The sequence below is a fragment of the Neorhizobium descurainiae genome, from assembly GCF_051400715.1.
Lineage (GTDB): Bacteria > Pseudomonadota > Alphaproteobacteria > Rhizobiales > Rhizobiaceae > Neorhizobium.
This window is the reverse complement of sequence record NZ_JBLFFK010000003.1, coordinates 251,746-268,650: the sequence shown is the minus strand read 5'-3', so window position 1 is coordinate 268,650 and position 16,905 is coordinate 251,746. Positions and strand designations below refer to the sequence as shown.

The following is a 16,905-nucleotide window of genomic DNA, read 5'->3' as shown; positions in this document are numbered from 1 at the left end:
TCTCAGAAGAAGGACTTGGCGGCTGCGCTCGCGGCCGTGCCGATCGGGCCGCCGAACAGCACATAGGCCGTGACGAAGAGACCCGAGAGACCGAAGACCAGGCGCAGCTCGCCGGAGATGCGGGCGAACTCGCCCTTGGCCTCATCGAACCACATCAGCTTGACGATGCGCAGGTAATAATAGGCGCCGATAACCGAAGCGATCACACCGATGATTGCCAGGGCATAAAGCTTCGCCTCGATCGCCGCCACGAAGACGAAATACTTGGCGAAAAAGCCCGCAAGCGGCGGAATGCCAGCCATGGAGAACATCAGCGCCGTCAGCACGACCGCCATGAAAGGCTTGGTCGAGGAAAGGCCGGCGAGATCGTCGACATTCTCGACATTGCCGCCTTCCTTGCGGCGCATCGCCATGATGCAGGCAAACGTGCCTAATGTCATGACCATGTAGATGGCCATGTAAAGCGCCACGCCGGAAACGCCGGTCTCGGTGCCCGCCGCAAGGCCGACCAGGGCATAGCCCATATGGCCGATCGAGGAATAGGCCATCAGGCGCTTGATGTTGCGCTGGCCGATCGCGGCGAACGAGCCGAGCAGCATGGAGGCGATCGACACGAAGACGATGATCTGGCGCCAGTCGGCGACGATCGGCAGGAAAGCCTCCGATACGATGCGGACGAGGATCGCCATGGCCGCGACCTTCGGACCGGCAGCGAAAAAGGCGGTAACAGGGGTCGGGGCGCCCTCGTAGACGTCCGGCGTCCACATGTGGAACGGCACGGCCGAAATCTTGAAGCAGGCGCCGGCGAGCACGAAGACCATGCCGAAGACGAGGCCCATATGGCGGGTCTCGGAGGAGAGGACGCCGGCGATCTCGTCGAAGCCGGTATTGCCGGTAAATCCATAGACCAGCGACATGCCGTAGAGCATCATGCCCGAGGAGAGCGCGCCGAGGACGAAATATTTCAGGCCCGCTTCCGTCGAGCGCACACTGTCGCGGTTGAAGGCAGCGACGACATAGAGCGCCAGCGACATCAATTCGAGCGCGAGATAGAACGCGATCAGATCGTTCGCCGAAATCAGCAGCAGCATGCCGAGGGTCGAGAGAACCAGGAGAACCGGAAACTCGAAACGGTCGAGCTGGTCGGACCGGCCGCTGCCGACCGACATCACCATGGCGACGATCGAGCCGATCAGCGCCAGGACCTTCATGAAGCGGGCGAAGGGATCGAGCAGGAAGGCCCCGGCATAGGCCTCGCCCTCGCCCGGCATGAAGATCAGCCAGAGACCGGCGACGGCCAGCAGCGCCACCGCAAGCCCCGTCACCAGCGGCCCGGACTTCTCGCCGGAGAAGACGCCGATCATCAAGAGAGCGAGCGCGCCCACGGCCAGGATAATCTCCGGCATGGAGAGCTGCAGGCTGAGGGAAAGTAGTTCAGCGGTCATGTCCAGTCGTGTCCCGTCTCAGTGCACGTTGAGTGCAAGGTCTTTTGCCGCCTGCAGGGCTGCGGAATAATTGTTCACCATCAGGTCCACCGAGGCTGCCGTCGCGTCGAAGATCGGCGCCGGATAGAAGCCGTAGAAGATGGTGATCGCGACCAGCGGATAGAGGATGAGCTTTTCGCGAGTGGAAAGATCGAGCAGCGCCTTGAGGCTTTCCTTCTCCAGCGCGCCGAAGATCACCCGGCGGTAGAGCCAGAGCGCATAGGAGGCCGAAAGGATGACGCCGGTCGCCGCGAAGAGCGCCACCCAGGTGTTGACCCTGAAGACGCCGATGATCGTCAGGAATTCGCCGATGAAGCCGGACGTGCCCGGCAGGCCGACATTCGCCATCGTGAAGATCATGAAGGCGACGGCATATTTCGGCATGTTGTTGACGAGGCCGCCATAGGCCGCAATCTCGCGGGTATGCAGCCGGTCATAGACAACGCCGACACAGAGGAAGAGCGCACCGGAGACGATACCGTGCGACAGCATCTGGAAGAGCGCGCCCTGCAGGCCTTGAACGTTCGCCGCGAAAATGCCCATGGTGACGTAGCCCATATGCGCCACCGACGAATAGGCGATCAGCTTCTTGATGTCGTCCTGCATCATCGCCACCAGCGAGGTGTAGATGATGGCGAGCACCGACAGCGTGAAGACGAAGGGTGCGAAGTAATCCGAAGCCAGCGGGAACATGGCGAGCGAAAAGCGCACGAAACCATAACCGCCGAGCTTCAGCATGACACCGGCCAGAATGACCGAACCGGCGGTCGGAGCCTGCACGTGCGCGTCCGGAAGCCAGGTATGGACCGGCCACATCGGCATCTTGACCGAGAAGGCCGCGAAGCAGGCAAGCCATAACCAAGTCTGCATGCCGGCCGGAAAACCGTATTTCAGGAGCTCGGTAATGTCGGTCGTGCCGGCCTGCCAGTACATGGCCATGATGGCGAGCATCATCAGTACCGAGCCGAGCAGCGTATAGAGGAAGAACTTGTAGGAAGCGTAGACGCGATCCTTGCCGCCCCAGACACCGATGATGACGAACATCGGGATCAGCGTCGCTTCGAAGAAGACGTAGAAGAGGACAACGTCGAGCGAGACGAAGACGCCGACCATGACCACTTCCAGAAGCAGGAAGGCGATCATGTATTCCTTCAGGCGCTTCTCGACCGACTCCCAGCTCGCCAGCACGCAGAAGGGCATCAGGAAGGTCGTCAGGATGACGAACAGCATGGAGATGCCGTCGACGCCGAGATGATATGAAATGCCGGTGCCGAGCCAGGCATGCTTCTCAACCATCTGGAAGCCCGGGTTCGAATTGTCGAAGCCGATCCAGATGAACAGCGAAACGATGAAGGTGAAGACCGTCGTGAACAGCGAGACGTTCAGGATGTTGCGGCGGCCAAAGGGACTGTCCTCCCGCGTCAGAAGCAGGAGTACGACGCCGACCAGCGGCAGGAAGGTGACCGTCGAGAGAATTGGCCAGTCGGTCATTAGATTGAGCTCCCGAGCATCATCCAGGTGACGAGGGCGGCGATGCCGATCAGCATCGCGAACGCATAGTGATAAAGGTAACCGGACTGCAGCTTGACCACCCGGCTGGTGACGTCGACCACACGGGCGGCAATGCCGTTCGGGCCGTAGGTATCAATGACGCCGATATCACCCTTCTGCCAGAGGAACCGGCCAAGCGCCTTGGCGGAACGGACGAAGAGGAAATCGTAGATCTCGTCGAAATACCACTTGTTGAGCAGGAATTCGTAGAGAACCTTCTGCGAGGCGGCGAGACGGCGGGGCGTTTCCGGCGACTTGATGTAGAAATACCATGCGGTGGCGAAGCCGATCGCCATGGCGATGAACGGGCTCCACTTCACCAGCAGCGGCACGTGGTGGAACTCTTCGAGGATATGGTTGTCCGGCAGCGTGAAGAGCGCACCCTTCCAGAACTCGGCATACTCATGACCGAAGAAATAGCCTTCGAAGATCACGCCGGCGAGAACCGCACCTATGCCAAGAATGTAGAGCGGCACCAGCATGACCGCCGGCGATTCATGCACGTGGTGCATGACGTCGGCGGAAGCGCGCGGCTTGCCGAAGAAAGTCAGGAAGGCGAGACGCCAGGAATAAAAGCTCGTGAAAAGAGCCGCGACGACCAGCAATGTGAAGGCGAAGCCCGAAGCCACGGAGTGTGAGGCAAACGCGCTCTCGATGATCACGTCCTTGGAGAAGAAGCCGGCGAAGCCGATCATCGTGCCGGGAATGCCGACGCCGGTCAGCGCCAGCGTGCCGATCGTCATCATCCAGAAGGTGATCGGGATGTGCTTTCTGAGCCCGCCCATGTAGCGCATGTCCTGCTCGCCATCGACGGCGTGGATGACCGAGCCTGCGCCAAGGAACAGCAGCGCCTTGAAGAAGGCGTGCGTGAAGAGGTGGAAGATCGCCGCGCCGTAGGCTCCCACTCCGAGCGCGACGAACATATAGCCGAGCTGCGAGCAGGTGGAATAGGCGATGACGCGCTTGATGTCGTTCTGGACGAGGCCGACGGTCGCCGCGAAGAAGGCGGTGATCGCGCCGATGATCGTCACCACGAGCAGCGCATCATGCGACAGTTCGAAGAGCGGCGACATGCGGGCGACCAGGAACACGCCGGCAGTGACCATCGTCGCGGCATGGATGAGGGCCGAGACCGGCGTAGGGCCTTCCATGGCGTCCGGCAGCCAGGTGTGCAGCAGGAACTGCGCCGATTTGCCCATCGCACCCATGAAGAGCAGCAGGCAGACGACGGTCATCGCGCCCGCCTTGTCGAGCTGCAGGCCGAAGATGTTGACGATGACCTGAGAGGCTTCCGGCGAACCCTCGGCCGGCAGGTAGGTGGCCGCGGCGGCGAAGATCGTCTCGAAGCTGATCGAGCCGAAGAGCACGAAGACGCAGGCAATGCCGAGCACGAAACCGAAATCGCCGACACGGTTGACGATGAAGGCCTTCATCGCGGCGGCGGAGGCCGACGGCTTCTTGTACCAGAAGCCGATGAGCAGGTAGGACGCCAGGCCGACGCCTTCCCAGCCGAAGAACATCTGGGCAAGGTTGTCGGAGGTCACCAGCATCAGCATGGCGAAGGTGAAGAGCGACAGATAGGCGAAGAAGCGCGGTCGGTGCGGGTCGTGGTGCATGTAGCCGATCGAATAGATATGCACCAGCGACGAGACCGTGTTGACGACCACGAACATGACCGCCGTCAGCGTATCGACGCGGAAAGCCCATTCGACGTCGATGCCGCCGGACTGGATCCAGCGCATCACCGGAACCTTGATGACCTCGCCGGCTTCGCCATGAGCGAGCGCGACGTTGAAGAAGACGATCCAGGACAGAACGGCTGCGACGACCATCAGGCCGGAGGTCACGTATTCGGAGGCCTTGGCGCCGATCGAGCGGCCGAACAGCCCGGCGATGAGGAAGCCGATCAGGGGAAGGAAGACGATTGCCTGATAGATCATGACCCGATCAACCCTTCATCATATTGACGTCTTCCACGGCGATCGAGCCGCGGTTGCGGTAGAAGACGACGAGAATTGCAAGACCGATGGCGGCTTCCGCGGCCGCGACGGTCAGAATGAACAATGCGAAGACCTGGCCGACGATGTCGTTCAGGAAGGAGGAGAAAGCCACCATGTTGAGGTTGACCGAAAGCAGGATGAGCTCCACCGACATCAGGATGATGATGACGTTCTTGCGGTTCAGGAAAATGCCGAAAACGCCGAGGATGAAGAGGATGGCGCTGACCGTGAGATAATGGGAAAGTCCGATTTCCATTTTTCTGTTCCTGTTCCCTGTCTCAGACGCCCTGGCCCGGCTTGACCTTGACCACCTCGACGGCGGTCGCGGGCGTACGGGCCACCTGCCTGGAAATATCCTGCCGCTTGATGTTGGTGCGGTGACGCAGCGTCAATACGATCGCGCCGATCATCGCCACCAGGAGCACCAGGCCGGCGATCTGGAAGAAGTAGACGTAATTCGTATAGAGCACGTCGCCGAGCGCGGCCGTATTGGTGCGTTCCGCCGGGTTGGGGATCGGCATGGTGATCGCCTGCGCCGCGTCCGTGGTGAGAACGCTGCCGCCGATGACGACGATGAGCTCGGCTGCGACGATGAGGCCGATCAGGATACCGATCGGCGCATATTGCAGCACGCCGGAGCGCAATTCCGCAAAGTCGATGTCGAGCATCATCACGACGAAGAGGAAGAGGACCGCGACCGCGCCGATATAGACGACCAGCAGGATCATCGCCAGGAATTCGGCGCCCGTCAGCAGGAAGAGACCCGCCGCATTGAAGAAGACCAGGATGAGAAAGAGCACCGAGTGGACCGGGTTCTTGGCCGAGATGACCATGAACGCCGACGCCACCGCGACGAACGCAAAGAGATAGAAGAAGATAGCCTGCAGACCCATCGTGGTGCCTTTTCGTCCTCACCGGGATCAGGGCGGACGCCCCTTCCCGTCGAAACCCGGCGCCGTCATTTCCGCACCGGGCATTTCATCCAATGTGACCAGCGCCGGGGTGGCACCGGAAGACGCATCCCGCCTCAGCGGTAGGGCGCATCCAAAGCGATATTGCGGGCGATCTCCCGCTCCCAGCGATCGCCGTTCTCAAGCAGCCGCGCCTTGTCGAAGTAAAGCTCCTCGCGCGTTTCCGTCGAGAACTCGAAGTTCGGACCCTCGACGATCGCGTCGACCGGGCAGGCCTCCTGGCAGAAGCCGCAATAGATGCACTTCACCATGTCGATGTCGTAACGAACCGTGCGGCGGGTGCCGTCGTTGCGGCGCGGGCCCGCTTCGATGGTGATCGCCTGGGCAGGACAGATCGCCTCGCAGAGCTTGCAGGCGATGCAGCGCTCCTCGCCGTTCGGATAGCGGCGCAGCGCATGCTCGCCGCGGAAGCGCGGGGAAACCGGCCCCTTCTCGAACGGGTAGTTGATCGTCGCCTTCTGCTTGAAGAAGTAGCGCATCGACAGGAAGAAGGCGCCGACGAACTCCTTCAGGAACAGCGAATTCACGGCCTGGCCGAGACTTGCCATCTTTATTCTCCAATGATGCCAGAAGCTTGGGTGAATATCTTAACAGGCATCTTTAAGCCCATCCCATCAGCTTCAGCACGAATGCGGTAATGACGACCATGGCGAGCGACAGCGGCAGGAAGACCTTCCAGCCGAGGCGCATGAGCTGGTCGTAGCGGTAGCGCGGCACGAAGGCCTTCACCATGGCGAACATGAAGAAGACGAAGCCCGCCTTCAGCAGGAACCAGATGATGCCCGGCACCCAGTTGAGGATCGCGATGTCGACCGGCGGCAGCCAGCCGCCCAGGAACAGGATGGTCGTCAGCGAGCACATCAGCACGACGGCCGCATATTCGCCGAGCATGAACATCATGTATGGGGTCGAGCCGTATTCGACCATGAAGCCGGCGACGAGTTCCGATTCCGCTTCCGGCAGGTCGAAGGGCGGGCGATTGGTTTCCGCGAGCGCCGAGATGAAGAAGACGACGAACATCGGGAAGAGCGCCAGCCAGTGCCAGTCGAGGAAGGAGGCCGGCAGGCCGAGCATCGTTCCGAGGCCGTCATGCTGCGCGTTGACGATGTCGGTCAGGTTCAGGGAGCCGACGCAGAGCAGCACGGTGACGATGACGAAGCCGATCGAGACTTCGTAGGACACCATTTGCGCCGCCGAACGGAGCGCGCCGAGGAACGGATATTTCGAGTTCGAAGCCCAGCCGCCCATGATGATGCCATAGACTTCGAGCGAGGAGATGGCGAAGACGTAGAGGATGCCGACATTGATGTTGGCGATCACCCAACCTTCGTTCAACGGGATGACTGCCCAGGTAGCGAGCGCCAGCGTCACGGCAACGAGCGGCGCGAGCAGGAAGACGCTCTTGTTTGCACCGGCCGGAATGACCGGCTCCTTGAAGACGAACTTCAGCAAGTCCGCGAAGGACTGAAAGAGGCCGAAGGGGCCGACGACGTTCGGGCCGCGGCGAAGCTGCACGGCCGCCCAGATCTTGCGGTCGGCGAGGAGGATATAGGCGATGAAGACAAGCAGGCAGACCAGCAGCAGGAGCGACTGTGCGACCATGACGATGCCTGGCCAGACGTAGATGGAAAAGAACGAATCCATGTTCAAAATTACTCCGCCGCAGCCTGGAAATTGTTGCGGGCCAATGCCGAGCATTCGGCCATGACGGCAGAAGCGCGGGCGATCGGGTTCGTCAAATAGAAGTCTTTGATCGGCGACGCAAACCCGGACTTCGTCATTTCACTCTTTTGGCCACCGGCTTTTTGGCCAAGTGCGGCAATTTCGTTGACAGAGCCGGCCGCGATCTCGTCGGCGGCGGCGAAATGCGGATAGGCTTCATAGAGCTTCAAACGCAATTGAGCGAGAGAATCGAAGGGCAGCTTGCTTCCGAGCACATCCGACAGCGCACGCAGGATCGCCCAGTCCTCGCGGGCCTCGCCCGGTGCGAAACCGGCGCGGTTGCCCACCTGGACGCGGCCTTCGGTATTGACCCAGGTGCCGGACTTTTCCGTATAGGTAGCGCCCGGCAGGATGACGTCGGCATTATGCGCACCGGCATCGCCGTGGCTGCCGATATAGACGGTGAATCTGGCGCCCTTTTTCGAGAAGTCGAGCTCATCGGCGCCGAGCAGGAAAAGGACGTCCATGCCGGCCAGCATCCGAGCGGTGTTGGCGCCCTTGGCGCCCGGCACGAAGCCGAGGTCGAGGCCGCCGACGCGGGAAGCGGCGGTGTGCAGCACGGCAAAACCGTTCCAGTCTTCCGTCAGCGCGCCGACGGAGCCCGCGAGCTGAGCGGCGGCGGCGAGAACCGCAGCACCATCCGGGCGGGCAAGAGCCCCCTGCCCCACGATGATCATCGGATTCTTGGCATTGCGCAGCTTGTCGACGAAGCTGCTTGCCCCGGAGGAAAGATCCGAAAGCGTTTCCGGGCCGGCGCCGAGATAGTCGTAGACGTAACGCAGCTCGCTGACTTCGCCGATCACGCCGATCGGGAAGTTGCCGCGGCGGAAACGCTTGCGGATGCGAGCGTTGAGGACGGCAGCTTCGAGGCGCGGATTGGCACCGACGAGGAGCAAGGCACCCGCCTGTTCGATGCCTTCGATGGTCGGGTTGAAGAGATAGCTCGCGCGGCCGAGCGACGGATCAAGCGCCGTCCCGTCCTGGCGACAGTCGAGGTTCTCCGATCCGAGCGAGCGGATCAGTTCCTTGAGCGCGTACATCTCCTCGACCGAGGCAAGGTCACCGGCGATCGCACCGATCTTCTCGGCGGAGGTTGCCGAAACCGCGGCCCTGATGGCGCCGAAGGCCTCTCCCCAGGACGCGGCCTGCAGACGGCCGTTCCTGCGGACGTAAGGCCGGTCGAGGCGCTGGGTCTTCAGGCCGTCCCAGATGAAGCGGGTCTTGTCGGAGATCCACTCCTCGTTCACCTGTTCGTTGACGCGCGGCATGATGCGCATGACTTCGCGGCCGCGGGTATCGACGCGGATCGCCGAACCGACCGCATCCATCACGTCGATCGATTCGGTCTTGTTGAGCTCCCACGGGCGGGCGGTGAAGGCGAAGGGCCGCGAGGTCAGTGCGCCGACCGGGCAAAGGTCGATGACATTGCCTTGCAGCTCGGAGGTCATGGCATGTTCGAGATAGGTGGTGATCTCGGCGTCCTCACCGCGGCCGATGAGGCCGAGCTCGGAAATGCCGCCGACCTCCGTCGTGAAGCGGACGCAGCGCGTGCAGTGGATGCAGCGGTTCATCACGGTCTTGACCAGAGGGCCGATATACTTGTCTTCGACGGCGCGCTTGTTTTCCGTGTAGCGCGAGCTATCGATGCCGAAGGCCATGGCCTGGTCCTGCAGGTCGCACTCGCCGCCCTGGTCGCAGATCGGGCAATCGAGCGGATGGTTGATCAGCAGGAATTCCATCACGCCTTCGCGGGCCTTCTTGACCATGGGCGTGTTGGTGAAGACTTCCGGCAGCTCGCCGTTCGGGCCGCCGCGGATGTCGCGCACACCCATGGCGCAGGAAGCCGCCGGCTTCGGCGGCCCGCCCTTCACCTCGATCAGGCACATGCGGCAATTGCCCGCGACCGAAAGACGCTCGTGAAAACAAAAGCGCGGGACCTCGGCGCCGGCTTCCTCGCACGCCTGGAGCAGCGTGAAATGATCCGGAACCTCGATTTCCTTGCCGTCTACCTTCAGCTTAACCATCGTCTCACTAACGTCCTTAGTTCCATCCCTTGAGCGCGGACGCCCGGGACATGATCTCTTATTTCAACAGAGCTTTCGCCTGGCCGACCCAATCGTCCCGCCTGATGCGCCCCTCGAAACCCAATTCCTTGTCGAAGCGGGCGATATCGGCATCGCCCCAGGCGGCGATCTCCGCCAGGCCGGTGACGCCCATGCCCTTCAGAACCCCTTCCAGCTTCGGGCCGATGCCCGAAATCCGCTTCAGATCGCCTGCGCCGGCTGCGGCGGATGCCCTGGCAGCCCGTTTTGCCCTGACCGGTTTTTGGACCGAAGCTGCCGCGGCGGCCTCCGGCGCAGGCTTGATCCTGGCAGCAGCCTTCACGGAAACCACCTTCGAAGCCGGCTTCTTCGCTGCAGGCGCAGACGCGGCCGCCTTGCGGACGGGCTTTGCTTTCACGGCGACCGGAGCCGGCTCTGCCAGAACAGCGTCAACCGGCTTCACAGGCTTCTCGATCGGAGCCGAAGCCTCGGCTTCCTGGGTACCGGCATTCTGACGGTTGGCAACTTCCATTGCCCCCTGCAGCGCGCCGAAGAAAGCGCTCGCCATCTGGTTCGCAAACCCGAAACCGATCGCGGTCGCGGTCGCCATGGCGGCGGCCGGATGCGCCAGCAGCGGATTGAGCGACAGCGCTTCGGAAAAATAAGGCAAGCGCGCGGGATCGAACGCCGGATGCCGATCCGCCGCCTCCATATCCCGCCGATCCTCACCTTTCTTCGTCAAATCCTTACTCCGCAGCTTCCAGAACGGCGCCATGGTCCATGGCGTTGTAGGTATACTGGTCGATGCGAGCCTCGATCTCCGCACGGAAGTTGCGGATGAGGCCCTGAACCGGCCAGGCGGCCGCATCACCGAGCGCGCAGATCGTGTGGCCTTCGATCTGCTTGGAGACCTGGAAGAGCATGTCGATCTCGCGCTTCTGCGCGTTGCCCTTCACCATGCGCTCCATGACGCGCCACATCCAGCCCGTGCCTTCGCGGCAGGGCGTGCATTGCCCGCAGCTCTCATGCTTGAAGAAGGCCGAGAGGCGCGCGATCGCCTTGATGACGTCGGTCGACTTGTCCATGACGATGATGGCTGCCGTGCCGAACGACGACTTCTTGTCGCGCATGCCGTCGAAGTCCATGATGGCGTCGTCCATGTCCTCGCCGCGAATGATCGGGCAGGATGCGCCGCCCGGAATGACGCCGAGGAGATTGTCCCAACCACCGCGGATGCCGCCGGCATGCTTCTCGATCAGCTCGCGGAAGGGAATGCTCATGGCTTCCTCGACCGTGCAGGGCTTGTTCACGTGGCCCGAGATCATGAAGAGTTTGGTGCCGACATTGTTCGGGCGGCCGATAGACGAGAACCAGCCGGCGCCGCGGCGCAGGATGGTTGGCGCGACCGCGATCGATTCGACGTTGTTGACCGTCGTCGGGCAGCCGTAGAGACCCATATTCGCCGGGAACGGCGGCTTCAGGCGCGGCTGACCCTTCTTGCCTTCGAGGCTTTCGAGCAGCGCCGTCTCTTCGCCGCAGATGTAAGCGCCGGCGCCGTGATGGATGTAGATGTCGAAATCCCAGCCGAGCTTGCTGTTCTTGCCGAGCAGGCCGAAATCATAGCACTCGTCGATCGCCGCCTGCAGTGCCTCGCGCTCGCGCATGTATTCGCCGCGGACATAGATGTAAGCCGTATGGGCGCCCATGGCGAAACCGGCGATGACGCAGCCTTCGATCAGCGTGTGCGGATCGTGGCGCATGATTTCGCGGTCCTTGCAGGTGCCGGGCTCAGATTCGTCGGCATTGACCACGAGGTAATGCGGGCGACCATCCGATTCCTTCGGCATGAACGACCACTTGAGGCCGGTCGGGAAGCCTGCACCGCCGCGGCCGCGAAGGCCGGAGGCCTTCATCTCGTTGATGATCCAGTCACGGCCCTTTTCGAGGATCTGTTTGGTGCCGTCCCAGTGGCCGCGGCTCATCGCGCCTTTGAGCGACTTGTCCTTGAGGCCGTAGATATTGGTGAAGATGCGATCCTGATCCTTAAGCATGTCTCACCCCTTACCGCGGCTTCTTGCCGAAGACTTTAATGTATTCGGCCTCGCCGCCCTTGGCGAGCGCCTTCGCCTGCTTCACCCAGTCGTCGCGCTCGATGCGGCCCTTGAAATTCAGATATCCGTCGATCCATTCGCGCTCCGCCTTCTTCCATGCGGCGACTTGCGCGAAAGTGAAGATGCCGAGCTCGTGCAGAATGCCCTCGATCTTCGGACCGACGCCGGAGATCATCTTGAGATCGTCGGGCACAGCCGGACGCTCGATCCCTTTCGGACGGTTCTTGTCCTCCAGCGACGGCTTCTCTACCTTGGCAGCGGTCGGCTTGGCCGGCGCCGTTGCGGCACCGGGCTCTGCGGGCGCGCCTTCGGCGGTGCTGCCGACGGCTTTCGGGTCCGGTTCGCTCTTGGCAGTGCCCGAAAGCGGCTGGGCCTCGGCAGCTTTGGCGTTCTTCGCAGCGGCCTTCGGCGCGGTGGCGGGCGTCTTGAGCTTCGGATCGGTTTCCGGCGCCGTATCCTTCGGACGGGCGGCATCGGCCGGCGGAACCGGCGCCGCATCGGCAGCCGGCTGCGGTTCGAGATTGGTGCGGACGGGCTTCACGTCCTCGAGAAGGGTCAGCGGGCCCCCTTCCGGTGCGGCGAAATGCCTATCGATCTGCGGGCCGGGCTTGATCTCGTGGCCCCTGCCCGCTTCGAAAGCGTCGATGATCTCTTCCAGGCGCTCCGGCGTCAGGTCCTCATAGGCATCCTTGAAGATGATGACCATGGGGGCGTTGACGCAGGCGCCCTGACATTCGACCTCTTCCCAGGAGAGCGTGCCGTCGGCATTGAGCTCGAAGGGATCGTGATGGATCTTCTTCTGACAGACCTTCATCAGGTCTTCCGCGCCGCGCAGCATGCACGGCGTCGTGCCGCAGACCTGGATATGGGCGCGGGTGCCGACCGGCTTCAACTGGAACTGGGTGTAGAAGGTCGCGACCTCCAGCACCCGGATGAGCGGCATGTCCAGCTTGTTCGCGACATATTCGATCGCCGCACGGGTGACCCAGCCATCCTGCTCCTGCGCCCGCATCAGAAGCGGAATGACGGCGGACTGCTGCCGGCCTTCCGGATACTTCCTGATCGTTGCCTCGGCCCAGACGGCATTCTCGTCATTGAAGGCGAATACTGCCGGCTGCACCTTGTCTTCGGCTAATCGACGAACGGACATTCTTTTCCACGCCTTATCAGTTTATGGTTCCACACCGCGAGCGCGTCAGCGACACGAATTCGCAGGCATAGGCAGACTTCTCTTTCTGCATGAACACTATGAACTTTGTTCCGCTGGGTGCGGACGCTTTGATCTCATATCCTTCCGACAGGAGATCGCCCATGGATTTCGACCCGCCGCTTTCCGTCGATCCGCCGAACTGCCCAGCCGACTGACCCTGCTGCGCGAGCGCAGACGGAGCAGCCAGGAGCAGACTTGCGAAAACGACGGCGCGGATCATCAGCGGTCCACCTCACCGAACACGATGTCGAGCGAGCCGAGGACAGCCGAAACGTCCGCCAACTGATGCCCGCGACAGATGAAATCCATCGCCTGCAGATGGGCGTAACCCGGAGCGCGGATCTTGCAGCGATAGGGCTTGTTGGTGCCGTCGGCGACGAGGAAGACGCCGAACTCGCCCTTCGGGGCTTCGACCGCGGCATAAACCTCGCCGGCCGGCACGTGATAGCCTTCCGTATAGAGCTTGAAGTGATGGATCAGCGCTTCCATGGAACGCTTCATCTCGCCGCGCTTCGGCGGGACGACCTTGCCGTCCGTGGACGAGAACGGGCCGGTCTTGGCATCGCCCAGCAGGCGGTTGACGCACTGCTTCATGATCTTCACCGATTCGCGCATCTCGATCATGCGGATGAGGTAACGGTCGTAGCAATCGCCGTTCTTGCCGATCGGAATGTCGAAATCGAGCTCGGAATAGCATTCGTAGGGCTGCGCGCGACGCAGGTCCCAGGCCGCGCCCGAACCGCGCACCATGACGCCCGAGAACCCCCAGGCCCAGGCATCCTCCAGCTTCACGACACCGATATCGACGTTGCGCTGCTTGAAGATGCGGTTGCCGGTCAGGAGATCATCGATGTCGTCGAGCTTTGCCGGGAATTCGTCGCACCACTTGCCGATATCCTCGACCAGTTCATGCGGCAGGTCCTGATGCACGCCGCCCGGGCGGAAATAAGCAGCATGCATGCGGGCGCCCGAAGCACGCTCGTAGAAGACCATCAGCTTCTCACGCTCTTCGAAGCCCCAGAGCGGCGGCGTCAGCGCTCCGACGTCCATCGCCTGCGTCGTGACGTTCAGGAGATGGGACAGGATACGGCCGATTTCCGAATAGAGGACGCGGATCAACTGGCCGCGGATCGGGATATCGATGCCGACCAACCGTTCGACCGCGAGCGCGAAGGCATGTTCCTGGTTCATCGGCGCGACGTAGTCGAGGCGGTCGAAATAGGGAACGGCCTGCAGATAGGTCTTGGTCTCGATCAGCTTTTCGGTGCCGCGGTGCAGCAGGCCGATATGCGGATCGACGCGCTCGACAATTTCGCCGTCCAGTTCCAGGACGAGGCGAAGGACACCGTGCGCCGCCGGATGCTGCGGTCCGAAATTGATGTTGAAGTTGCGAACGTTGTGTTCAGTCATGTGCGCGCTCCGCGCTTGTAGGAATTAGCGAATAGCGAATAACGAATAGTTCATGCATTGCAGTCATGCCTTTTCCTGCAGACTTCTGATCAGCGCGCGGATCATTCGACCAATTTCATCGTATTGTTCCATCAGACTTTGAAACTGCGATGCCAGGAGAATTTCCACTTTGCGCGCTATGATCATGTGCGTCTCCAACTCCTTCAAAGAACCCTGGGCGATCCTGAGAAACTGAATGAAGCTTCCGGTGTTTTCCCGTCCATGACCTTCCGCGATATTTGCTGCCACCGAAGCTGCAGCCCTGCGAATCTGAGCCGTCAAACCGTATACTTCACTCTTCGGGAACCCATCAGTCGCACGATAGCAATGAACCGCAAGTTCTATTGCTTGCTGCCAAACTTTCAGATCCTTGTAGGAGTTGATCGTCTGCGTCTTCCTTTCTTTTGGCGATAACTATTCGCTATTCGCTACTCGCTATTCGCCTATCTACTAAATCAAGCTTTCGCTTTTTCGTCTCCGGGCAGGACATAATCAGTACCTTCCCAGGGACTCAAGAAATCAAAATTACGGAATTCCTGGCGCAGCTCGACGGGCTCGTAGACGACGCGCTTGGCGTTGTCGTCGTAGCGAACCTCGACGAAACCGGTGGTCGGGAAATCCTTGCGCAGCGGGTGGCCTTCGAAGCCGTAATCCGTCAGGATCCGGCGCAGGTCCGGGTGTCCGGTAAACAGAATGCCGTACATATCCCAGGCCTCGCGCTCGAACCAGTCGGCGCCCGGATAGACGGAAAAGGCTGACGGAACCGGCTCATCCTCGGCAACAGCCACCTTGACGCGGATGCGCTGGTTCTGGCGTGGCGAGAGCAGGTGATAGACCACATCGAAACGTTTTTCGCGCGCCGGATAGTCCACACCGCAGATGTCGACGAAACTGACGAAACCGCACTGCACATCGTCCCGCAGAAAAGTGAGCAGCGGAACCAGGTTGTCCGGCTTCGCCGTCAGCGTCAGCTCGCCATAGGCAATTTCCGCGCTCTCCACGAGGGAGGAGCGCGCTTCGCGGATATAGATCGAAAGCTCGTTCAGGGCTTCACTCATGTTCTTGTCCTATTACCCTAAGCCTTTGGCCCTCAGCGCTCGATCGTACCGGTGCGCCGAATCTTCTTCTGCAGCAGAAGCACGCCGTAAAGCAGCGCCTCCGCCGTGGGGGGACAGCCCGGAACGTAGATATCGATCGGCACGACGCGATCGCAGCCGCGCACCACAGAATAGGAATAATGGTAGTAACCGCCGCCGTTGGCACAGGAGCCCATGGAAATGACGTAGCGCGGCTCCGGCATCTGGTCATAGACCTTGCGCAGCGCGGGCGCCATCTTGTTGGTCAGCGTGCCGGCGACGATCATGACGTCCGACTGGCGCGGAGAAGCGCGCGGCGCGAAGCCGAAACGCTCGACGTCATAGCGCGGCATGGAGAGCTGCATCATCTCCACGGCGCAGCAGGCGAGGCCGAACGTCATCCACATCAGCGAGCCCGTGCGGGCCCAGTTGATCAGCTCGTCGGTCGAAGTGACGAGAAAACCCTTGTCGGCGAGCTCGTTGTTGATCTCGCCGAAGAACGCGTCGTCGCTGCCGATGGGCTTGCCGGTATTCGGATCGATAATGCCCTTTGGTTGCGGCGCGACGAGGGTGCTGCCGCTATCGACTACTCCCATTCCAGCGCTCCTTTCTTCCATTCATAGATAAAGCCGACCGTCAGGACGGCCAGGAAAACCATCATCGACCAGAAGCCGAACCAGCCGATATCTCCGAAGGAGACCGCCCAGGGGAACAGGAAGGCCACCTCGAGATCGAAGATGATGAACAGGATCGAAACCAGATAGAATCGGATGTCGAACTTCATGCGCGCATCGTCGAAGGCGTTAAAGCCGCATTCATAGGCCGAAAGCTTTTCCGAATCGGGCGCCTTGTAGGCCACGGCGAACGGCGCAATCAGAAGCGCGATGCCGATCACCATGGATATGCCGATGAAGATCGCGATCGGGATATAGGAAGTGAGAAGTTCACTCATGGTATTCGATCCCAGCTTGCCTCGAAGCGTCGGGCGACGCTTTAAAACCAATGCACAAGCCAAGCGAACGTGCATTGCAACAAGCCGTGACTAGCGCAGCCGAAGCCCCGGCGCAAGCTTTTTGAATGTCGCATCCTGCGCCAAAATGGAGCACTTCAAACGATTGTGGGCGGCGGTATCACGACGACGACCGCGGGCGTCAATGGCGAAGGACGGACTGCGTCCAAATCGTTTTAAAAGCGCGCGTCCAAAACGAGGATAGATGGCGCGAGTGACGGGGCTCGAACCCGCGACCTCCGGCGTGACAGGCCGGCACTCTAACCGACTGAGCTACACC

General features: G+C 61.3%; 17 protein-coding genes. All 17 read right to left on the bottom strand.

Annotation, left to right across the window (positions count from 1 at the left end):
- Positions 1-2: 2 nt before the first annotated feature.
- The 17 genes from nuoN to ACMGE0_RS07885 all read right to left on the bottom strand — a co-directional run bounded on the left by nuoN (position 3) and on the right by ACMGE0_RS07885 (position 16,568).
- Positions 3-1,445 carry an NADH-quinone oxidoreductase subunit NuoN gene (nuoN, locus tag ACMGE0_RS07965; RefSeq protein WP_436815327.1) on the bottom strand — a complete coding sequence of 481 codons (1,443 nt, stop codon included), beginning with the start codon at positions 1,443-1,445 and terminating at the stop codon, positions 3-5.
- An 18-nt stretch (positions 1,446-1,463) separates the two neighbouring features.
- Positions 1,464-2,975 carry an NADH-quinone oxidoreductase subunit M gene (locus tag ACMGE0_RS07960; protein ID WP_436815326.1) on the bottom strand — a complete coding sequence of 504 codons (1,512 nt, stop codon included), beginning with the start codon at positions 2,973-2,975 and terminating at the stop codon, positions 1,464-1,466.
- On the bottom strand, positions 2,975-4,975 hold the full coding sequence (gene nuoL, locus ACMGE0_RS07955) for an NADH-quinone oxidoreductase subunit L (protein ID WP_436815325.1): 2,001 nt from the start codon (positions 4,973-4,975) through the stop codon (positions 2,975-2,977). Before nuoL ends, ACMGE0_RS07960 begins: the two co-directional genes overlap by 1 nt.
- A gap of 7 nt (positions 4,976-4,982) precedes the next feature.
- Positions 4,983-5,291 carry an NADH-quinone oxidoreductase subunit NuoK gene (gene nuoK / locus ACMGE0_RS07950; RefSeq protein ID WP_085423062.1) on the bottom strand — a complete coding sequence of 103 codons (309 nt, stop codon included), beginning with the start codon at positions 5,289-5,291 and terminating at the stop codon, positions 4,983-4,985.
- A 22-nt stretch (positions 5,292-5,313) separates the two neighbouring features.
- Entirely contained in the window at positions 5,314-5,928 is a 615-nt protein-coding gene (locus ACMGE0_RS07945) for an NADH-quinone oxidoreductase subunit J (RefSeq protein ID WP_436815324.1), read from the bottom strand.
- Positions 5,929-6,062: 134 nt separating this feature from the next.
- Positions 6,063-6,554 (bottom strand): NADH-quinone oxidoreductase subunit NuoI, encoded by a 492-nt coding sequence (gene nuoI / locus ACMGE0_RS07940; RefSeq protein WP_085423060.1) that lies wholly within the window; start codon positions 6,552-6,554, stop codon positions 6,063-6,065.
- Positions 6,555-6,606: 52 nt separating this feature from the next.
- Positions 6,607-7,650 carry an NADH-quinone oxidoreductase subunit NuoH gene (gene nuoH, locus ACMGE0_RS07935; RefSeq protein WP_436815323.1) on the bottom strand — a complete coding sequence of 348 codons (1,044 nt, stop codon included), beginning with the start codon at positions 7,648-7,650 and terminating at the stop codon, positions 6,607-6,609.
- A gap of 8 nt (positions 7,651-7,658) precedes the next feature.
- On the bottom strand, positions 7,659-9,752 hold the full coding sequence (gene nuoG / locus ACMGE0_RS07930; protein ID WP_436815322.1) for an NADH-quinone oxidoreductase subunit NuoG: 2,094 nt from the start codon (positions 9,750-9,752) through the stop codon (positions 7,659-7,661).
- A 58-nt stretch (positions 9,753-9,810) separates the two neighbouring features.
- Complete coding sequence (locus ACMGE0_RS07925) at positions 9,811-10,512, bottom strand: helix-hairpin-helix domain-containing protein (protein WP_436815321.1); 702 nt, start codon at positions 10,510-10,512, stop codon at positions 9,811-9,813.
- A gap of 4 nt (positions 10,513-10,516) precedes the next feature.
- The gene (gene nuoF, locus ACMGE0_RS07920; RefSeq protein ID WP_436815320.1) at positions 10,517-11,821 is read right to left on the bottom strand and encodes an NADH-quinone oxidoreductase subunit NuoF; all 1,305 of its coding nucleotides are present in this window, start codon (positions 11,819-11,821) and stop codon (positions 10,517-10,519) included.
- A gap of 10 nt (positions 11,822-11,831) precedes the next feature.
- On the bottom strand, positions 11,832-13,031 hold the full coding sequence (gene nuoE, locus ACMGE0_RS07915; RefSeq protein WP_436815319.1) for an NADH-quinone oxidoreductase subunit NuoE: 1,200 nt from the start codon (positions 13,029-13,031) through the stop codon (positions 11,832-11,834).
- Between the two features lie 16 nt (positions 13,032-13,047).
- On the bottom strand, positions 13,048-13,311 hold the full coding sequence (locus ACMGE0_RS07910; protein ID WP_436815318.1) for a hypothetical protein: 264 nt from the start codon (positions 13,309-13,311) through the stop codon (positions 13,048-13,050).
- Positions 13,311-14,501 (bottom strand): NADH-quinone oxidoreductase subunit D, encoded by a 1,191-nt coding sequence (locus tag ACMGE0_RS07905; RefSeq protein WP_436815317.1) that lies wholly within the window; start codon positions 14,499-14,501, stop codon positions 13,311-13,313. Before ACMGE0_RS07905 ends, ACMGE0_RS07910 begins: the two co-directional genes overlap by 1 nt.
- 63 nt (positions 14,502-14,564) lie before the next feature.
- Positions 14,565-14,906, bottom strand: a complete 342-nt coding sequence (locus tag ACMGE0_RS07900; RefSeq protein ID WP_436815511.1) for a four helix bundle protein — start codon at positions 14,904-14,906, stop codon at positions 14,565-14,567.
- Between the two features lie 89 nt (positions 14,907-14,995).
- The gene (locus ACMGE0_RS07895; protein WP_436815316.1) at positions 14,996-15,598 is read right to left on the bottom strand and encodes an NADH-quinone oxidoreductase subunit C; all 603 of its coding nucleotides are present in this window, start codon (positions 15,596-15,598) and stop codon (positions 14,996-14,998) included.
- A 32-nt stretch (positions 15,599-15,630) separates the two neighbouring features.
- Entirely contained in the window at positions 15,631-16,212 is a 582-nt protein-coding gene (locus ACMGE0_RS07890; RefSeq protein ID WP_436815315.1) for a NuoB/complex I 20 kDa subunit family protein, read from the bottom strand.
- Positions 16,203-16,568 (bottom strand): NADH-quinone oxidoreductase subunit A, encoded by a 366-nt coding sequence (locus ACMGE0_RS07885; protein WP_436815314.1) that lies wholly within the window; start codon positions 16,566-16,568, stop codon positions 16,203-16,205. The genes ACMGE0_RS07890 and ACMGE0_RS07885 overlap by 10 nt, the downstream gene beginning before the upstream one ends.
- Positions 16,569-16,905: the final 337 nt, after the last annotated feature.

Excerpts from the sequence above, each read along its gene's own strand:
- nuoH (WP_436815323.1), bottom strand. The coding sequence starts at position 7,650 with ATGGATTCGTTCTTTTCCATCTACGTCTGGCCAGGCATCGTCATGGTC.
- ACMGE0_RS07890 (WP_436815315.1), bottom strand. The coding sequence starts at position 16,212 with ATGGGAGTAGTCGATAGCGGCAGCACCCTCGTCGCGCCGCAACCAAAG.
- ACMGE0_RS07910 (WP_436815318.1), bottom strand. The coding sequence starts at position 13,311 with ATGATCCGCGCCGTCGTTTTCGCAAGTCTGCTCCTGGCTGCTCCGTCT.
- ACMGE0_RS07895 (WP_436815316.1), bottom strand. The coding sequence starts at position 15,598 with ATGAGTGAAGCCCTGAACGAGCTTTCGATCTATATCCGCGAAGCGCGC.
- nuoF (WP_436815320.1), bottom strand. The coding sequence starts at position 11,821 with ATGCTTAAGGATCAGGATCGCATCTTCACCAATATCTACGGCCTCAAG.
- nuoG (WP_436815322.1), bottom strand. The coding sequence starts at position 9,752 with ATGGTTAAGCTGAAGGTAGACGGCAAGGAAATCGAGGTTCCGGATCAT.
- nuoI (WP_085423060.1), bottom strand. The coding sequence starts at position 6,554 with ATGGCAAGTCTCGGCCAGGCCGTGAATTCGCTGTTCCTGAAGGAGTTC.
- nuoL (WP_436815325.1), bottom strand. The coding sequence starts at position 4,975 with ATGATCTATCAGGCAATCGTCTTCCTTCCCCTGATCGGCTTCCTCATC.
- ACMGE0_RS07945 (WP_436815324.1), bottom strand. The coding sequence starts at position 5,928 with ATGGGTCTGCAGGCTATCTTCTTCTATCTCTTTGCGTTCGTCGCGGTG.
- ACMGE0_RS07960 (WP_436815326.1), bottom strand. The coding sequence starts at position 2,975 with ATGACCGACTGGCCAATTCTCTCGACGGTCACCTTCCTGCCGCTGGTC.
- ACMGE0_RS07885 (WP_436815314.1), bottom strand. The coding sequence starts at position 16,568 with ATGAGTGAACTTCTCACTTCCTATATCCCGATCGCGATCTTCATCGGC.
- nuoE (WP_436815319.1), bottom strand. The coding sequence starts at position 13,031 with ATGTCCGTTCGTCGATTAGCCGAAGACAAGGTGCAGCCGGCAGTATTC.
- ACMGE0_RS07905 (WP_436815317.1), bottom strand. The coding sequence starts at position 14,501 with ATGACTGAACACAACGTTCGCAACTTCAACATCAATTTCGGACCGCAG.
- nuoN (WP_436815327.1), bottom strand. The coding sequence starts at position 1,445 with ATGACCGCTGAACTACTTTCCCTCAGCCTGCAGCTCTCCATGCCGGAG.
- nuoK (WP_085423062.1), bottom strand. The coding sequence starts at position 5,291 with ATGGAAATCGGACTTTCCCATTATCTCACGGTCAGCGCCATCCTCTTC.